This window comes from Mycobacterium saskatchewanense (genome assembly GCF_010729105.1).
Lineage (GTDB): Bacteria > Actinomycetota > Actinomycetes > Mycobacteriales > Mycobacteriaceae > Mycobacterium > Mycobacterium saskatchewanense.
Map to the genome: position 1 here is coordinate 1984196 of NZ_AP022573.1, position 16604 is coordinate 2000799.

Annotated in this window: 17 protein-coding genes; 5 read left to right on the top strand and 12 right to left on the bottom strand. The window is 68.0% G+C overall.

Annotation, left to right across the window (positions count from 1 at the left end; all coding sequences use genetic code 11):
• Positions 1-153 precede the first annotated feature (153 nt).
• Both G6N56_RS09090 and G6N56_RS09095 read left to right on the top strand, forming a co-directional pair.
• The gene (locus tag G6N56_RS09090) at positions 154-1023 is read left to right on the top strand and encodes an Rv1363c family protein (RefSeq protein WP_085254970.1); all 870 of its coding nucleotides are present in this window, start codon (positions 154-156) and stop codon (positions 1021-1023) included.
• Positions 1024-1103: 80 nt separating this feature from the next.
• Positions 1104-1673 (top strand): hypothetical protein, encoded by a 570-nt coding sequence (locus G6N56_RS09095; protein WP_085254969.1) that lies wholly within the window; start codon positions 1104-1106, stop codon positions 1671-1673.
• 9 nt (positions 1674-1682) lie between these two features.
• Here G6N56_RS09095 and G6N56_RS09100 read toward each other — a convergent pair whose 3' ends face one another.
• From G6N56_RS09100 to G6N56_RS09115, 4 genes are read right to left on the bottom strand one after another with little or no spacing between them, the layout of a single operon-like run.
• Positions 1683-2642: an alpha/beta hydrolase gene (locus G6N56_RS09100; protein WP_085254823.1), complete on the bottom strand. Its 960-nt coding sequence runs from the start codon at positions 2640-2642 to the stop codon at positions 1683-1685.
• A gap of 16 nt (positions 2643-2658) precedes the next feature.
• Positions 2659-3822 (bottom strand): amidohydrolase family protein, encoded by a 1164-nt coding sequence (locus tag G6N56_RS09105; RefSeq protein ID WP_085254822.1) that lies wholly within the window; start codon positions 3820-3822, stop codon positions 2659-2661.
• Complete coding sequence (locus G6N56_RS09110; protein WP_085254821.1) at positions 3822-4868, bottom strand: amidohydrolase family protein; 1047 nt, start codon at positions 4866-4868, stop codon at positions 3822-3824. The genes G6N56_RS09105 and G6N56_RS09110 overlap by 1 nt, the downstream gene beginning before the upstream one ends.
• Positions 4865-5224, bottom strand: coding sequence for a Rieske (2Fe-2S) protein (locus tag G6N56_RS09115; RefSeq protein WP_085254820.1), 360 nt, complete (start codon positions 5222-5224; stop codon positions 4865-4867). The genes G6N56_RS09110 and G6N56_RS09115 overlap by 4 nt, the downstream gene beginning before the upstream one ends.
• Positions 5225-5375: 151 nt before the next feature.
• On the opposite strand from G6N56_RS09115, the gene G6N56_RS09120 reads away from it, so the two are divergent.
• Both G6N56_RS09120 and G6N56_RS09125 read left to right on the top strand, forming a co-directional pair.
• Positions 5376-6602 (top strand): cytochrome P450, encoded by a 1227-nt coding sequence (locus G6N56_RS09120; protein ID WP_085254819.1) that lies wholly within the window; start codon positions 5376-5378, stop codon positions 6600-6602.
• Positions 6599-7753 (top strand): Zn-dependent alcohol dehydrogenase, encoded by a 1155-nt coding sequence (locus tag G6N56_RS09125; RefSeq protein ID WP_085254818.1) that lies wholly within the window; start codon positions 6599-6601, stop codon positions 7751-7753. Before G6N56_RS09120 ends, G6N56_RS09125 begins: the two co-directional genes overlap by 4 nt.
• Here G6N56_RS09125 and G6N56_RS09130 read toward each other — a convergent pair.
• From G6N56_RS09130 to G6N56_RS09155, 6 genes are all read right to left on the bottom strand, one after another.
• Positions 7750-8541: an SDR family NAD(P)-dependent oxidoreductase gene (locus tag G6N56_RS09130; protein WP_085254817.1), complete on the bottom strand. Its 792-nt coding sequence runs from the start codon at positions 8539-8541 to the stop codon at positions 7750-7752. The two genes, G6N56_RS09125 and G6N56_RS09130, sit on opposite strands and share 4 nt — an antisense overlap.
• The gene (locus tag G6N56_RS09135; protein WP_158090694.1) at positions 8538-8978 is read right to left on the bottom strand and encodes a VOC family protein; all 441 of its coding nucleotides are present in this window, start codon (positions 8976-8978) and stop codon (positions 8538-8540) included. Before G6N56_RS09135 ends, G6N56_RS09130 begins: the two co-directional genes overlap by 4 nt.
• Positions 8979-9038: 60 nt before the next feature.
• Positions 9039-9287, bottom strand: coding sequence for a dsRBD fold-containing protein (locus G6N56_RS09140; RefSeq protein ID WP_085254815.1), 249 nt, complete (start codon positions 9285-9287; stop codon positions 9039-9041).
• A gap of 122 nt (positions 9288-9409) precedes the next feature.
• A complete protein-coding gene (locus G6N56_RS09145) occupies positions 9410-10237 on the bottom strand; it encodes an SDR family NAD(P)-dependent oxidoreductase (RefSeq protein ID WP_085254968.1) in 828 nt (275 codons plus the stop codon).
• Positions 10238-10328: 91 nt separating this feature from the next.
• Positions 10329-11564, bottom strand: a complete 1236-nt coding sequence (locus G6N56_RS09150; RefSeq protein ID WP_085254814.1) for a cytochrome P450 — start codon at positions 11562-11564, stop codon at positions 10329-10331.
• Positions 11561-12583, bottom strand: coding sequence for an LLM class F420-dependent oxidoreductase (locus tag G6N56_RS09155; RefSeq protein ID WP_085254813.1), 1023 nt, complete (start codon positions 12581-12583; stop codon positions 11561-11563). Before G6N56_RS09155 ends, G6N56_RS09150 begins: the two co-directional genes overlap by 4 nt.
• An 85-nt stretch (positions 12584-12668) precedes the next feature.
• Here G6N56_RS09155 and G6N56_RS09160 point away from each other — a divergent pair, with 85 nt between their 5' ends.
• The gene (locus tag G6N56_RS09160) at positions 12669-14165 is read left to right on the top strand and encodes an acyl-CoA carboxylase subunit beta (protein WP_085254812.1); all 1497 of its coding nucleotides are present in this window, start codon (positions 12669-12671) and stop codon (positions 14163-14165) included.
• An 83-nt stretch (positions 14166-14248) separates the two neighbouring features.
• Here the strand turns inward: G6N56_RS09160 and G6N56_RS09165 are convergent, their stop codons facing one another.
• Both G6N56_RS09165 and G6N56_RS09170 read right to left on the bottom strand, forming a co-directional pair.
• Entirely contained in the window at positions 14249-15310 is a 1062-nt protein-coding gene (locus tag G6N56_RS09165) for a TIGR03857 family LLM class F420-dependent oxidoreductase (protein WP_085254811.1), read from the bottom strand.
• A gap of 2 nt (positions 15311-15312) precedes the next feature.
• A complete protein-coding gene (locus G6N56_RS09170; protein WP_085254810.1) occupies positions 15313-16440 on the bottom strand; it encodes an alpha/beta hydrolase family protein in 1128 nt (375 codons plus the stop codon).
• Positions 16441-16604 lie beyond the last annotated feature (164 nt).

Genomic DNA, 16604 nt, shown 5'->3' on the forward strand with positions numbered 1-16604 from the left:
CGGAAGACGCAAGGGAGAAGGTTGGGGTGGTTGATCATCCGCCTGATCGGTCCTGGTTGTCGCAGTTCGCTGGCGACTCCGATGTTAGCAACGGCGATACGGTAAGAGATACCGGAGTGCAGTCGATAATGATCCTGACGAGCGGTGATCGCGATGGCTGAGGCTGACGACCACCCGCAGGAGTCGGTCACCTCGAAGGCCGACGCCCTGGCGTTGATCGCCGAGGCCGAGGCGGAGGCCGCGGAGGCGGAGGCGCTGGCGGCCGCGGCCCGCGCCCGCGCCCGCGCGGCCCGCCTCCGACGTGAGGCGCTGGCCCTGGCGGAGGGCGCCGAGGACTACGCCGACGCGGCACTCGCCGCCGCCGACGCGGAGGCCGTCGACGACTACGACGAGACCGCCGAGGAGTACTACGCCGAGTCCGAGGACGACGCCTACGGCGGGGAGTACGAGGAGACGGCCGACGAGGACTACCTCGAGGGCACCGACGACGCCGCACCCAGGCGTCCGGCGAGGCGGACCGGATGGCGGCGCTGGGTGCCGTCACTGCCGGTGAGCGCCATCACCGCCGCAATCATCCTCACCATCGTCTTCGCCGCAGCGAGCACCCACATGGTGCTGCAACATCGCGACGCCAACCAGCGCCACCAGCGCGAGGCGGCGTTTGTGGCCGGCGCAAGACAGGGCGTTGTCAACATGATCTCGCTCGACTTCACCCGGGCCAAAGCCGACGTGCAGCGCGTGATCGACAGCTCGACCGGCCAGTTCAAGGTCGACTTCCAGCAGCGGGCCAACGATTTCGTCAGGGTGGTCGAGCAATCCAAAGCGATCACCGAGGGCACGGTGAACGCCGCCGCGGTCGAACTCGTGGAGGACAATTCGGCGGTGGTGCTCGTGTCGGCCACATCCCGAGTCACAAATTCCCCACCAGGAAGGGACGAGCCGCCCAAGATATGGCGGCTCAGGGTGACCGTTGCCGATGATGGCGGACGCTACAAGATGTCGAAAGTTGAGTACGTACCGTGACCAACGATGTGCGCGACACCACCGCAGGGTCCGACGAACTCGCCTCCGCCACAAGCGAACCCGCTGACGGTGTCGACCGAGTGGCCGAGCCGACGACAACCGACGACGCGGCGGCGGCCGACCCGCCCGCGCCACCCAGGCGCCGGCGACGCAGTGTGCCGCCCGCGGTGCGGACGGCCCTTTACGGGCTCGTCGTCGTGCTCCTGCTGACTTCGGGCGGCGTCGCCACGTGGCTCTACTTCAAGGAGTACCGCCCCGATCAGCAGACCGACCCCGGCGTCAAGCGGGCGGTGGTCAGCTCCGCATCCGACGGCACCACAGCGTTGTTGTCCTACTCGTCGGACACGCTCGACCAGGACTTCGCCAACGCCAAGTCGCACCTCGCCGGCGATTTCCTGAACTACTACAACGATTTCACCCAGCAGATCGTCGCACCCGCCGCCAAACAGAGGTCACTGAGGACCACGGCCAAGGTGACGGGGGCCGCGGTGACGGAGCTGCACCCCGATTCCGCCATCGTGCTCATCTTCGTCGACCAGTCGACCACCACCAAGGACAGCCCTCAGCCGGCGGTGGCGCTGAGCAGCGTGCTGGTGCATATGACGCGCGTCGACGGCAAGTGGCTGATCACCAAATTCAACCCCGTCTAGCGGCGCTCCCTACATAGCGAACACGCGCCGAAGCGTCTGCGCATGCAGCGCGCGGTTCTCTTGCGCGACAACCCAGTCCGGGACCAGCGCATCGAAGCCGTTGAACGTCGCTGCGATCACGTGCAACTCGGTATGGACGTAGGCGTGCAGCAGCCGATTGGCGTAGTCGATCGCCTCGTCGCGGCACGGGTCGATTTCCGAGCAGCTGATGAACGTGGGCGGCAGGCCCTCCAGGTTGGCGCGGTGGGACGGGACATGCTGGCCGGTCGCGCTCGCGTGCCCGAGATAATGACCCCACGCTCGGCTCACGGCGGGGCCGTTCAGCCCGGGAGTGCGCTGGAACTCGCGCCGCGACGGCGTGGCATCCGAATCGAGCATCGGCTGGTGCAGGATCTGCACGAGGACCGGGGGACCCTCCCGGTCGAACATGCGTTGGGTCAGGCCGGCCACCAACGCCGCACCCGCATCCCGACCCATGACCGCGATGCGCCCGGCGTCCGCGCCCAATTCGGCGCGGTTCTCCACGGCGTGGCGGAGGGCCGCCTCCACATCGTCGAGCGCCGCCGGGCACGGATGCTCGGGCGCGAGCCGGTAGTCGACCGACACCACCAGGCACTTGCCGTCACGCGCCAGTTCCACGCATTGCGCATGGTCGGTGTCCAGGTTCCCGGTCACGAACCCACCCCCGTGCGCGTACACGAGGATCGGCGCGGGAGACTCGACCGGCCCGCAATACAGGCGCAGTCCCAGCCGCCCACCCCCGGGCCCGGCGATGGATCGTGACTCGACCGCGACGCCGTCGGTGTCCACCGCTGTGGCCCGCCGCGCGGCCAGCAGGTCGGCGCGGTCGCGCTCGGCGGGCAGCGTCTCGGCCCGAAATTCGACGATGCCCAGCTCGATCGCCGCCTCGCGCAACGCGGGGTCGATGCGGTTAAGGCCTTGGAGCCGTGCCGGGTTCGCGTCGGTCATCGGCTCTCGTCTTAGGTCACCGGGCACCGACACCACCGCGTTCGCCGGGCAGCGCCTTGACGGTCGGCGGCAGACCGTACAGGGCCGTCGCGTTCCCGCGCATGATGCGCTCCCGCTGATCGGCGGGGAACCTGTTGATGGCGTAGGTCGGCGAGTCGTAGCTCCAATGGGGATAGTCCGTGGAGAACATGAGGTTGTCGCCGAGGTCCATCATCTCCAGGTATTCGCGGAACTGAACGGTGTCGGCGTCCTCGAGCGGCTGGGTGGTGAATCGAACGTGTTCGCGCACATAGTCCGACGGGCGGCGGCGCACGTGCGGCAGGTCCCCGCGGCGGGCCTCCCAGATCCGGTCCATCCTCGACATCACCGGCATCGCCCAGGTGAACCCGCCCTCGATGAACACCACCCGCAGCCCGGGATGACGGTCGAACGCGCCGTCGAACACCAAGCTCATCAAGTGCGACACATACAGCAACGGCCAGGACGCAAAGAAGTCGTGCCAGTGCGCGGGGTTGCCGACCGGGTACAGCGGGATGAGCTCGAACGGCGTCTGCCCCATCAGGTGGGTGGCCACCGGCAGCCGGTGGCGCGCCGCCGCCTCGTAGATCGGGTCGAAATGGGGGTTTCCGAAGGGAATTCCGCGCGTCTGGGGCGTCATCAGCACCTGGGACATATAGGGGTGGCCGGCCCAGCGCTCCACCTCGCGGGCCGCCTGTTCCGGCGTCTGCGCGCTGACGCTGATCGACCCGCGCCAGCGCCCGTGCGCGTTGTGCCGGTCCAACCAGACGTCGGCCAGCCAGTCGTTGTAGGTGGACTTCAGGACGTGCTCGGCCTGCGGGAGCTGCGCGTCGCACATCGGCTCCAGCGACGCGATGCTGACGCCCGCATCGATGAGCAATTGCTTGGCGGCGAAATCCGGGTCGCTGCCGGCGAATCCGCCGCCCGGCGGCGCTGCGTCGAGGCGCAGCGACATCGTCTTGTACGAGTCCGGGGTGTCGTAGAAATGTGGCACCGGCGTGACCGCATTGCCGGTCGGCCAGATCTTGTCCACCCACTCCGGGGGCGCGTAGGACTTCAGCACGTCGGCCGAAACCGGGAGCGGGTGCACGTCGGTGTCCACGATGGTGACCGCTATCTCGTCGCGCCGGATCGGTGCGTCGGCCCGTTCGATGGTGGTCATTAGACACGCTCCCTGAGTCCGTACAGTTCACTGGCGTTGCGCCACAACACTTTTTCGCGTTGAACGTCGTCGAGGCCCGCAGCGGAGGCTACCGGCGTCGTGGCGGACCAGTGGGGGTAGCCCGATCCGTACATCAGCAGGTCCGCCTTGCCGGAGAAGGCCATCCAGCGCCGCATCTTGTCCGCCTCCACCGGCCCGTCGAACGCCGAAGAACAGAACCGGACGTGGCCGGGCAGGTATTCGCTGGGGTAGCGGTCGACCCACGGCGTCTGGTCGCGCATCGACAACCAGAAGGTGTCGAGCCGCCAGATCAGCGGGGTGAGGATGTCGTAGCCGCCGTCGGCGAAGACGAACCTCAGCCCGGGGTGCCGGCCGAACACCCCCTCGACGATCAGCGTCGCCAGGTGCACGAAGTAGTTCAGCGGCATGAACGCCGCGTACCCCGGGTAGGTGTGGGCGTGCCCGGCGAAGGTGGGCGGGTGGTCGACCCCGTTGCCGCCGTTGATGTGCACCGCGACGGGCAACCCGCGCGCGGCGGCGGCCTCCCAGATGGGTTCGAACATCGGCTTGCCGTAGGGCTCGCGCGACTGCATCGGAACGCCTACCTGCACCAGCTTGGGGTGGTCGGCCAGGCGCTCGATCTCGGCCACCGCGCCCCGGGGATCTTCGGGGTTCACGCGGATCGTGCCCCGGAACCGGTTGGTCGTGTCCGGTTCCAGCCAGCGGTCGAGCAGCCAGTCGTTCACCGCGGCGCAGAGGCGGCTGTTGAGCCGGTAATCGGCGATGTTGCCGCGGGTCAGTGGGTTGAGGATCGCGAAGTCCGCACCTCCGTCATCGAACAGGTGCCGGCTGACCGTGGCCGGGTCCGACCCGGGGTAGTGCTCGCCGTAGAGGCCTTCGCGGTAGTCGCCGCCGGGGGCCTGGTACCACTGCTGCTCGACGTCGGGAATGGAGCGCAGCTTGTGGGCGTCCGGCAGGTAGCGGCGGATCTCAGCGTTGTAGCGGAAGTGCGGCTGCACATTGGCGTCGATGACGGAGTGGCTCATGCGGTCAGGTACACCTCCCCGCCCGTGACGTCGACCCGGTACGTGCGGACGCGGCGGCGCGGATCGGCGACGTTGCGCCCGGTGGTCACGTCGAATTCCCAATTGTGCCAAGGGCATCGAACGATCTGTCCCTCGCGCACCCGGCGCAGCCCGCCGGGCTCGCCGGGCGCGGACTCGTTGGTGCCGCCGAGGAGGCCCTGGCACAGGGGCGCGCCCTCGTGCGAGCAGTAGTTGACGATCGCGTACAGCGAGCCGCGCACGTTGTAGACCCCGACGCCGAACTTGCCGACGTCCACCAGTTTCATGCCGCCGGGCGGCAGCTCGTCGATCGAGCACACGAATCGCCGCTCGGGCACCTGAGAATCACCGCCTTCTGACGCCTAGGCTCCAATACTGTGCCCATTACGGTAACCACCACAAGCCGTTAAGCTTCGTTGCTATCTATATTATGATAGCCAAAATCCACGCCGCACCCATTTGCCTTCCGGCTGCTCAGGAGGAGCGCTGATGACGCTCAGCACCGACCATGACGGCCAGCCCGTCGCCCTCGACCTCACCGGCGAAACCAGTCCCTACCCATTCTTCGAGTACATGAGGCGCACCGACCCCGTCTGGCACGGGTCCCTGGCCGACCACACGCAGATGCCGGACGAGCTGCGGCCGAACGACGAATGGGTGCTGTTCGGGTACGACGGGGTGTTCCAGGCCTTCCGGGACGATCGGATCTTCACGTCCGCCTCCTACGACAAGACCATCGGACTGGTCATGGGGCACACCATTCTGGCGATGGGCGGCCGGGAGCACCACGACCACCGCAGCCTGGTCGCCAAGGCCTTCCGCGCCACCGCGCTGGAACGGTGGGAGCCCTCGGTCATCGGTCCGGTCTGCGACCAGCTGATCGACGAGATCAAGAAAGACGGCCAGGCCGACCTGGTGAAGGCGCTGACGTTCGAGTTCCCGACGCGGATCATCTCGGTGTTGCTCGGACTGCCGCCCGAGGACCTGGACCTGTTCCGGCGGCTGTCCCTCGATCTAATCTCGATCCCGACAGACATCATGGCGGGGCTGAACGCCGCGGCCGAACTGCACGGCTACTTCCTCGACCAGGTCGAGCAGCGGCGCCGCAAACCCACCGACGACATCATCGGGGACCTGGTGGCCGCCGAGATCGACGGCGAGAAGCTCAGCGACGAGGCCATCATCGCGTTCCTGCGCCTGTTGCTGCCCGCGGGGCTGGAGACCACCTACCGCTCGTCGGGCAACCTGCTGTACCTGCTGCTCACCCACCCAGAGCAACTGGCAATGGTCGCCCGGGACCGGTCACTGATACCACCCGCCATCGAGGAAGGGCTGCGGGTGGAAACCCCGCTGACCATGGTCATGCGGACCACCACCGAGGAAGTCGAGTTAGGGGGCAAGACGATCCCAGCCGACGCGCAGATCGACCTGTGCATGGGCTCGGCGAACCGCGACGAAACCCGATGGCCCGACCCCAACACGTTCGACATCACCCGGCCGCGGCACGCCCACATCGCGTTCGCCGGCGGCATCCACATGTGCCTCGGCATGCACCTGGCCCGGCTGGAAACCCGCGTCATGCTCAACAGCCTGTTCGACCGCCTCCAGAACCTCGCCTTCCTGCCCGACGACGGCACGGGCGAGGAGTCCCGGATCGTCGGGCTCACGTTCCGCTCACCCAACAAGCTCCCGGTCACCTTCTCCCCGGCGAAATGAAGAGCCGCGCCGCGATCCTGCACGACGTCGGCGGGCCGTGGTCCGTGGAGGAGTACGAGCTCGACCCGCCCCGCGCAGGCGAGGTCCTGGTCGAGATGGCGGCCGCCGGGCTGTGTCATTCCGACGACCATATCCTCAAGGGTGACATGGCGGCGCCCAACGAGGTGATGCGCTCGCTGGGACTGCCGACCATGTTCCCCACCATCGGCGGGCACGAGGGATCGGGTGTTGTACGCGAAATCGGGCCAGGAGTATCGGGTTTCGCCGTGGACGACCACGTGGTGATGTCGTTCGTCGCCGTCTGCGGACAGTGCCGCTGGTGCGCGACCGGCATGGAATACCTGTGCGACGTCGGTATCGGCACCATGATCCCGGGCATGCCCACCGACGGCACCTTCCGCCACCACACGGCCGGGGGCCGAAATCTCGGGCATATCGCCAAGATCGGCGCGTTCGCGGAACACACTGTGGTGTCGACCAATTCGCTCGTGAAGATCGACCCGCACCTGCCGCTGGCGCCGAGCGCGTTGCTGTCGTGCGCGATCCCGACCGGCTACGGTTCGGCGGCGAATCGGGCCGGCGTGCGCGGTGGCGACACCGTCGTGGTCCTCGGCGTGGGCGGCATCGGGACCGGCGCGATCCAGGGCGCCCGGATCAACGGGGCCGCACAGATCGTCGCGGTCGATCCGGTTGAGTTCAAACAGAAATCAGCGATGCAGTTCGGCGCGACCCACAGCGCCGCGACGGCCGCCGAGGCGCTCGACCTGGTGCGGGACCTCACGCACGGCGTGATGGCCGACGCCGTGGTGGTCTCGCCGTCCCTGATCGCCCCCGACGACGTTCGCGACGCGGTGAAACTCACCCGCAAGGGCGGCACGTGCGTGCTCACCGGCATGACGTCGCAACTGACCCGGTCGGTGAACATCGACCTGCAGGACTTCATCCTGATGAACAAGACGCTGGCGGGCACGATCTTCGGATCGTGCAATCCCAAGGCCGACATCTCCCGGCTGGCGCGCCTCTACCAGACCGGACAGCTCTTGCTCGACGAGATGATCACCAAGCGGTACCGGCTGGACGACGTCAACGAGGCGTACGTGGACCTGCTGAACGGTGCAATTGTCAGAGGGATAATCGATTTCGGCGCCTAAGCCTCTTTGGCCTTCTCTCGCTGATCCCTGATCTCCCGCAGCCGCTTTAGCCGCATCAGCCGCTCCAGCTGACCGTACGCGTCGATCGGGCTGTGCAGCGCCAGCCCGCCGTCGGCGTGCACCACCTGCCCGGTCACCCAGGGCAGTTCGAGGACACCCACGATGGCCCCGGCCACGTCGATGGCCTCCCCCAGTCGACCGAGCGCCGTTCGCCTGGACAGTCCGTCCACCCACCCCGGCCATGCGTCCGGGTTGGGCAGCATCGGGGTCCGCGTCACGCCGGGGCCGACGGCGTTGACCCGGATGCCGTAGGTTCCCCACTCCGCGGCCGCGACCTTGACCAGCATGTCGACGCCTGCCTTGGACACGCAATACGCGCCCATATCGCGGTCGGCCACGGTGCCACTGATGCTGGACACCGCGACGATCGAACCCTGCACCTCGGCGTCGACCATGGCCTGCGCGGCGGCGCGCAGCGTGAGCCAGGTGCCGGTGAGGTTGATCGACAGCACCCGCTCCCAGTCGGCGGGCGATTGTTTCAGCAATAGGCCCGACGGGCCGGACGATCCGATGGCGGCGGAGGTCACCACCCGCGCCGGCACCCCGTGCTCGCGCACCGTCTGCTCCATGGCCGCCGCCACCGCGTCGGGATCGCTGATGTCACACACGATGTCGGTATCGGTGAGGTCCCACACCACAACGTGGTGCCCCGCCTCGCGAAGCAGACCGACGACTTCACGCCCGATTCCCGACGCTCCGCCGGTGACCAAGGCGGTCGATGGCGTCATTGTGGCGAGCCGATCAGCTCGACCCGCACGCCGTCAGGCGCGGTGATGACCGCCATCGCGACCGCCTTTCCGCCCGGCGCCGTAACCGTGACACGCCGGACGCCGTCGTTGAACCCCAAAGTGTCGAGCGCAGAGAGCGTCTCGTCGACGTCCCGCTGCAGTGAAAGCAAGAAGAATCCGTGCCGGGGGCCATCGGGCCCGGGACACGCCTCGGCGGCGCCGGGCAACTCCACCAGCTCCACGATTCCGCTCTCCGGCGTCTGCGGGTCGCCGAGGAAGATCGACCGCAACTGATCGGTCTGCGCGCCGAACAGCTCCGGCCAGTCACCGCCGAAGTGATGGTCGAACAACTGGCTCAGACCGAGGCCGTCACGCCAGAATCGCAGCGAGCGTTCGACGTCGCTCGTGCAGATCGCCGAATGATGAACACCTAGCACGAGCTGCAATGCTAATACCCGGGTTGGGCGCTTTGGCCCGGGTGGCCGGACCGCGTGTTGTCAGGCCCTGACGTGACGCAGCGCCGTGACCTGTTCGGCCAAGTCCGACAACGCCCGCGCCGTGGCCAGCTCCTGGCCGGCCTCGCGCGTCAGGCAGTCGGACGGGTGGCGATAGGCGACGCCCGCCCCCGCGAGATGCTTTCCGCCCAAATGCAACTCGGCCTTGACGTACGTGCGCCCGCTATGCTCATCGATCGCCAGGGAGACCAGCGGGTGCAGGGTAACGACCGGGCGGCTGTTCGGGTGCATGCGATGCGTCTTTCGAATAGTGCTGCGGGGCAGTGTCACATTCGAGCCTAGGCGCGCGGCCGGTACGTCCTAGGGCCTTTGGTCCCCACCGGGGCGGCCGATGGACACCTGGGCCGATGGTGTCAACTCAGCCGGGCCGACGTGCGTTCCCATAGCTCGCGGGCTAGCTCGGCGCGGTAGGCGGCGCGGTTGGCCTTGGCCACCCTGCCCTTCGAGTAGTACTCGCCCGCCGCCCAATCGATGCCCGGCGCGCTGGAGGCAAGCCAGACGAGCTGGTCGGCGCCTTCGTCCGCGGTCGCGGTGAAGCGGGCGGTGATCGGCACATGGTTCTTCATGAACAGCAGCATCCGCGAGCCCGAGGCGTCACCGAAGTTGGAGTTGACATAGCCGGGATGAAACGTCGCGGCCGACAGGCCGCTGGCGTGGTATCGGCGATGCAGTTCCCGGGTGAACAGGACGATCGCCAGCTTCGTCAGCGCGTAGGCGACGCTGGGGCGGCTGCGCGCCGTGTTCTCCAGGTCGGCGATCGCCACCCGCGGAAGCAGGCGCTGTGACGAGCTGGTCGTGTTGACGACGGCGGCGCGGGACTCGACCAGCACGTCCAGCAAATGCGTGGTGAGCAGGAATGGCGCCAGGTAATTTACTTGATAGGTCTTCTCGTACCCGTCGGGGGTGATCTCGACTTTTCGGCACATGCCGCCGGCATTGTTGGCCAACACGTCGATGCGCGAATACTCCGACCGGATTTTGTCGGCGACCGCCCGCACCTGGGTCAGGTCGGCGAAGTCAACGACGAAATAGTCGGCGCCCAATTCCGCGGCGACCGCCTTTGTCTTGCTTTCTGACCGACCGACCACCACCACGTTCGCACCGCCCCGACTCAAGCGGCGGGCGGCGGCGGCGCCAATCCCGTCACTGGCACCCGTGATGACAATCGTCCTATGCGTCATTGCGTAGTCCTCCACCGGGGAGTGTAGCTATTGCCGCCGATTTTTCGACATTTTCAGGCGGCCGTAAAGGCCTGCTAATTAAGCGGATCGCTCACTCGAGCGAATAACGAATCGGCAGGTGCTTGAGGCCGCCGACGAATGTCGTGGCGACGAGTTCCGGGTCACCGGCCAGTTCGATTGATTTGAGGCGGGGCAGTAACTCGGAGAAGAAACTGTTGACTTCCATGCGCGCCAGCGCCGCACCCATGCAGAAGTGCACGCCGTAGCCGAAGGCCAGGTGCCGGTTGGGGTCGCGCCCGACGTCGAACCGGAAGGGCTCATCGAACACGTCCTCGTCTCGGTTGGCCGAGACGTACGACAACAGCACGGATTCGCCTGACGCGACGGGTATCCCACGCACGGTGGTGTCGCGAGCGGCGGTCCGCATGAACTCCTTCACCGGGGTGACCCAGCGGATCATCTCCTCGGTGGCCAACGGCATCAGGCCGAGGTCGCCGCGCAGCCGTCGGAGCTGGTCGGGATTCTCGATGAGGGCCTGCAGGCCACCGGAGATCGTCGCGCTGGTGGTGTCATGCCCCGCGGTGGCGACGATGAGGTAGTAGGAGACCGTCTCGATGTCCGACAGCGGCTCGCCGTCGATGCGGGCGTTGGCGATCGCCGACGCGAGGTCGTCGGTCGGATGCTCGCGGCGGGCCGCGGTCACCGCGTTGAAGTACGCGAACATGTCGAGCAACGCGGGCAGCTGGTCGGAATTGGTGGTGCCGCGCTTGAATTCGGAGTCGTCGCTGCCGAACAGCTCCTGGGTCAGCTTGAGCATGCGCGGAAAGTCGGTCTCCGGCAGCCCCAGCAGCGACATGATCACGTAGAGCGGGTAATTGACCGCCACCTCCTGCACGAAATCACACTCCGGACCCGCGGCCATCATCTTGTCGACGTAAATCCTGGCCAATTCGTCGACACGAAGCTTCAACGCGCGCATCGCCTTCGGCCGAAACCAGTCCGAGCCGATCGCCCGCACCACCCGGTGCTGGGGGTCGTCGAGATGAATCAGGGTGCGAACGCCCGCCGCGGCCTGCATCTCGTCGCCCTCGGCGGTCGTCAGGACCGGACGAGGCCAGTTGGTGAAGAGCGCGTTGTCGCGTTCGATGTCCATGATGTCGGCGTGCTTGGTGACCGCCCAGAACGGACGGTAGTTCGGCACGTCGACCCACGACACGGGAGCGCCGGCGCGCAGCTGCGCCAGCGCGGCGTGCAGCCGCCGCTCGTCGGTGTAGGCCAGCGGATCCGCCAGCAGTCCGGCGGCCTCGTCCGTCGTCGCCGCGCTCACTGTCGAAAGTCCTTCAAAGCGGCGCTAACACACCCCGGTGACGCGGTCATGAAGATTGGCAGCACCCGGTCGACCGAGTCCTGGCAGCGGGTCCGCAGGGCGGCCGTGACCGTGTCGACTGGGCCGACCACGGCGAAGGCCGCCAGCATCTCGTCGTCGATGAGCGACCCCATTGCATCCCACTGGCCTTCCAGGGATAGCCGATGTAATTCCGTTTGCAGGTCCCCCCAGCCGTGCACCTCGAGCACCCTGCGGTACGCCGGCGTCGAGCCGTAGAACGCGATTTGCTTGCGCACGGCCGCGATCGCGGTCGCCAGTTCGGCGTCGTCCCGGCCGGTCGCGACCAGCACCTCGGCCGACACCTGGAAGTCGCTGCGGGAGCGGCCCGATCGCCGCAGCCCACGCAGCAGGGCCGGGGCCGTCACCTCGTCGAGGTAGCGCTTCGAGACCATCGGGTGACCGAGGTGACCGTCGGCGACCTCGCCGCACATCTCGGTCATCGCTTCGCCGACCGCCGCGATGAACACCTTCGGCGCCGGATAGGGGTGCGGCTCGGGGGTGAACATCGGGGTCATGATCTTGTGCGTGTAAAAGTCGCCCTCGAACCGGAGCTTGGTGCCGTCACTCCAGGCCGACCAGATGGCATGCAGCGCGGAGACGAATTCGCGCATCCGGCGCGCCGGGTGGCTCCACGGCATGCTGAAACGCTTCTCGATGTGCGGCTGGATCTGCGCGCCCAGGCCGAGGATGAGCCGGCCCTGCGAATATTCCTGCAGGTCCCACCCAATGTTGGCCACGACCATCGGGTTGCGCGCGAACGCCACGGCGATGTTGGTGCCGATCTCGAGCCGCGAGGTGTGCTCGGCAGCAAGCAGGAGCGGCAAAAACGGATCATGACTCGTCTCGGCGGTCCAGCCGCCGTCATACCCCTGGCGCTGGAGCGCACCGGCAGCCTCCGCCGCGTCGGCGAGTCGATTGGGAATGCCCCCGTCCAACTTGAGGCGGGGGGCGCTACCCATGCGGGTAACTTTACAGTAAGCGATCCAGTATGTGACCCTGCTGTTTCTGGCCACGCATTCGTCCCACATGAGGTAGGACATCAGCATGACAAGAGCCCCTGATTGGCGGGAGACGCTCGACGATCTCGACAGCCGGCGTGAGCGGGCGCGGGCCATGGGCGGGCAAGAGCGGCTGTACAAGCATCGCGCCAAGGGCAAACTGGACGCCCGCGCCCGCGTCGAGCGGCTCCTCGACCCGGGGACTTTCCGGGAGATCGGCACGCTGGTCGGGGGCGACGTCGCCGCCGACGCCATCGTCACGGGCTCCGGTCGCATCAACGGCGCACCGGTGATGGTGGGCGCCGAGGACTTCACCACGGTGGCCGGGACGATCGCGCCGGGCAGCAACTCCAAGCGCTACCGCATCGCCGAACTGGCTCTGCGGGACAAGGTTCCGCTGGTGATGCTGCTCGAGGGCGCCGGATTCCGTCCCACCGGAGTGCATTACGGGCGGACACCGACCGACCTGCTCGCGCAGGCCCGATGCTCCGGCCGGGTGCCGACGGTGACCGCCGTGCTGGGCCCCTCGGCCGGGCACGGCGCCCTGGTCGCGCCGGTCTGCGACTTCACCGTGATGAGCCGCCAGGGCGCGATCTTCACCGCCGGCCCACCGGTCGTCAAAGAATCGACGGGAGAAGACATCTCGAAGGAGGACCTCGGCGGGCCGGATGTCGCACTGGCCAGCGGCGTGATCCACAACGTCGCCGAGGACGATGCGGCGGCCCTCGACATGATTCGCAGCTACCTGTCGTACTTCCCGCCGAGCGCGTGGTCCTATCCGCCGGCGTTGCCCATCTCGACCGCGGCCGCGCCACGGCCCACGCCTGAGTTACTCGACATCGTCTCGCGGGACAATCGCCGCGTCTACGACATGCGGGCGGTACTCGACGTGGTGTTCGACAGCCCCGATTGGTTCGAGGTTCAGCCGAGGTTCGGCCGGGCGATCATCTGCGCGCTGGCGCACCTCGGCGGCCACCCCGTCGCGGTGGTCGCCAACCAGCCACAAGTGCTGGCCGGGTCCATCGACGCCGACGCCGCCGACAAGGCCGCGCACTTCATCATGGTGGCCGACTCCTTCCACCTGCCGATCGTCTTCCTCGCCGACAACCCCGGCATGCTGCCGGGCAGCCGATCCGAGCGCGCGGGCGTGCTGCGCAGCGGCGCACGGATGTTCGCCGCGCAGACGGCCGCCACCACGCTCAAGCTGCACCTGACGATGCGCAAGGCCTACGGCTTCGGCTCCATGGTCATGTCGCTCATCGGCTTCGATCAGCAGGTCGCCACATTCGCCTATCCGGGCGCGACCATGGGCGCCATGGGCGCCGGGGCGCTGAGCCGCGCGTCACACGCCGACGAGGACCTGTCGGCCAAGCTGCGCAACGCCGAGCTGCAGGCCTCGTATCGGTCGGCCGAGCAGATGGGCTTTGACGAACTCATCGATCCGCGCGAGACGCGCGACGCGCTGCTTTCCTCGTTGCAGCGCGGCCTGTCCAGCCGGCAGGCCGCCGCCGAGCCGGTGGCCCGGACCGTCATCATGCCCTGACTGATCTCCCCTCCTCCCCGCGCGACCCCTCACCCTCGCGAGCGACCGTGTCTGCACAGCGACACGCCGTCACGGCCGTACATTCACGGGCGCTCGCGGACCGACAGGGCCGCCCGGTAGGCCGCGACGACCGGCTCGAGTTCGTCGGGCGTCGCGCCGTGCAGGATGACCGCGTCCGCCCCATAGCCGAATTCCTTCCGGATGCGGTCCACACACTGGCGCGCCGTCCCGGTGGCCGACGGCTCCAGCCACGCGTCGGGGATGAGCGTCGCGATGTGCTCGATCTGCTCGGGCGTGGCCTTGTGATCGATGCCGCCCGTCACCGACGTCACCACCGGGTCGCTCCGGAACCGTTGCAACACAGCAGGATCCCAGTCGTTCGTCCGCACCAGCAGGTCGCCGTACCCCTGCAGGTAGGTGGCCAGGCGCGCGACGGTCTTCTTCAGCCGCAGCTGCTCGGGAAGGTGGTCGCCGACCGTGGCGAAGCACGACCACACTCGCACGCTGTCGGGGTCGCGGCCCGCCCTTTCCGCCGCCGTCTTGACGGTCTTGACGCAGCGCTGCAACGTCTCCGGGGTGAAGTAGGTGTGCAGGATGACGTCGTCAAACGCCCGACCGCCCAGGGCGAGCGTGTTCGGGCCGAAAGCCACCAGCGCCAAGCGGATGTCCTCGTCGAAGTCCGGGTCGAGGAACAGGATCGGGTATCGGCCCATCGGCCCATCGTGGTTGACGATGATCTCGCCGTGCCACAGGCGGCGCATCACCTGCGCCCAGTCCTCCATCTGCGCCGTGGTCACTGCGGGGATGCCGAACGCCCCGTAGAGGGCGGCGATCCCGCGGCCGATGCCCAGCGTGAACCGGCCACCGGACAGCCGGTGCATGGTGGTGGCCCAGGACGCGGTGATCAGGGGGTGGCGTGTGTTGTGATTGGTTGCGGCCGTTGCGATCTGGATGCGTCCGGTCACCGCGCAGGCCGCCCCGGTCAACGAGGAGGCCTCCTTGACATTCCAGCGCTCGGAGATGAACGCGGTGCCGAATCCCAGTTGCTCACCGCGGCGGGCCTCGTCCATCAGGGTGGCCGGCCCATCGCCGCCCGCCCCCGCGAGCAGGTAGTAACCCAGTTCGCCGAGCATCCGATCGGTCAACTTCAGCTCCCTGCCGCCGCGTCGCGCAGGAATCGCTCGGTGACCGACCACACGCGGCGCGAGAAGATGTGACCGACGTGGCTGCCGTCGTACCAATACAATTCGCCGCCCCAGCGCTCCTGCAGAGCGACGGCCGGCTCCCGCATCGCCATCCGGTCATGCCACGCGCCGACAATGAGCCGCTTGTGCGGCGCCGGAGCGGGGTCGGCCGCCAGGGGGTCTATCACCGACGTCAGCTTCGCCACCTCCACCGATCCCAACAGTCGGCGGAATTCGTCGCGGGACGTCCCCCAGCGCGCCAGGTGCCGCGCGATCATCGCGTTGAGGCCGAGGATGGGCGTGTACAGCGCGACGGCGTCGACCTGCCGCTCCAGGTGGGAGACCAGCGCCGCGACCGGGGTGCCCATCGAAATCCCGGCAACCACAATCGCGGTCGCGTCGCGCTGCTGCGCCCACCGGACAACGGCGCGAACCTCCGAGACCGCCCGCATCATGCCCGCGACGTTGCCCAGCGGGTCCAAGTCCGGGTAGGCCGGCCACTCGCGGCGCCGGCTCCCGTGGCCCGGTTGCACCGGCATGGCGACGTTGAACCCCACCCCGCGATGGATTCTCCCGATACGCGACAGCAACAGATCCTCGATGCCACCCTGGCCGGCTCCGTGCACCCAGATCAACCATGGCCGGGGCCCGTCGCGGTGCCGGCACACGTGCATCACCGCCCGCGCCGGGCCGCCGAAGCCCGCTTCCGCCAGCGTCCGCGGCAGCGACGGGTCGTGTTCGTAGCTCATCCGCTCGTACGCCAGGCCGCCGAGGCGGCGGCGTCGCCGCGACGTCACGCGCATCGGGGCCGGCTCCGCGTGCGCGCCGTCGATGCCGAGGGCCGCCAGTTCTTCCGCCGCGGCCCTGCATCCATCCAGCGGCCGGAGCGCCGACGGATTCGCGCCGAGGATCGAGAAGCCGCTCAGGGCAAGCTCGTCCAGCATGACCTCACCGAACTGGCGCAGGCCCCGCGGCGAGGCCGGGACCCAGCCGGTCGACTCGCCGAGACCGGTGACCGTGCGCGGCACCAGCAGGCCCAGCTCCCGGGCGACATCCCTGGTGACACCCAGTCCTCGCGTCACCTTCGACATGGCCGGCGCCTACGCTGGCACGGTGCGACCGGGAGCGCGTCGGCCGATCCAGTCATCTCTCTCCTTGCCCGTGGGCCGGCCCGACCGGCTGAAATTTATACTGTAACCGCCTTAGTATCTTCCCCAGCGAGCAGACGCAGAATCGGACTCACAGCGGCTTCCGG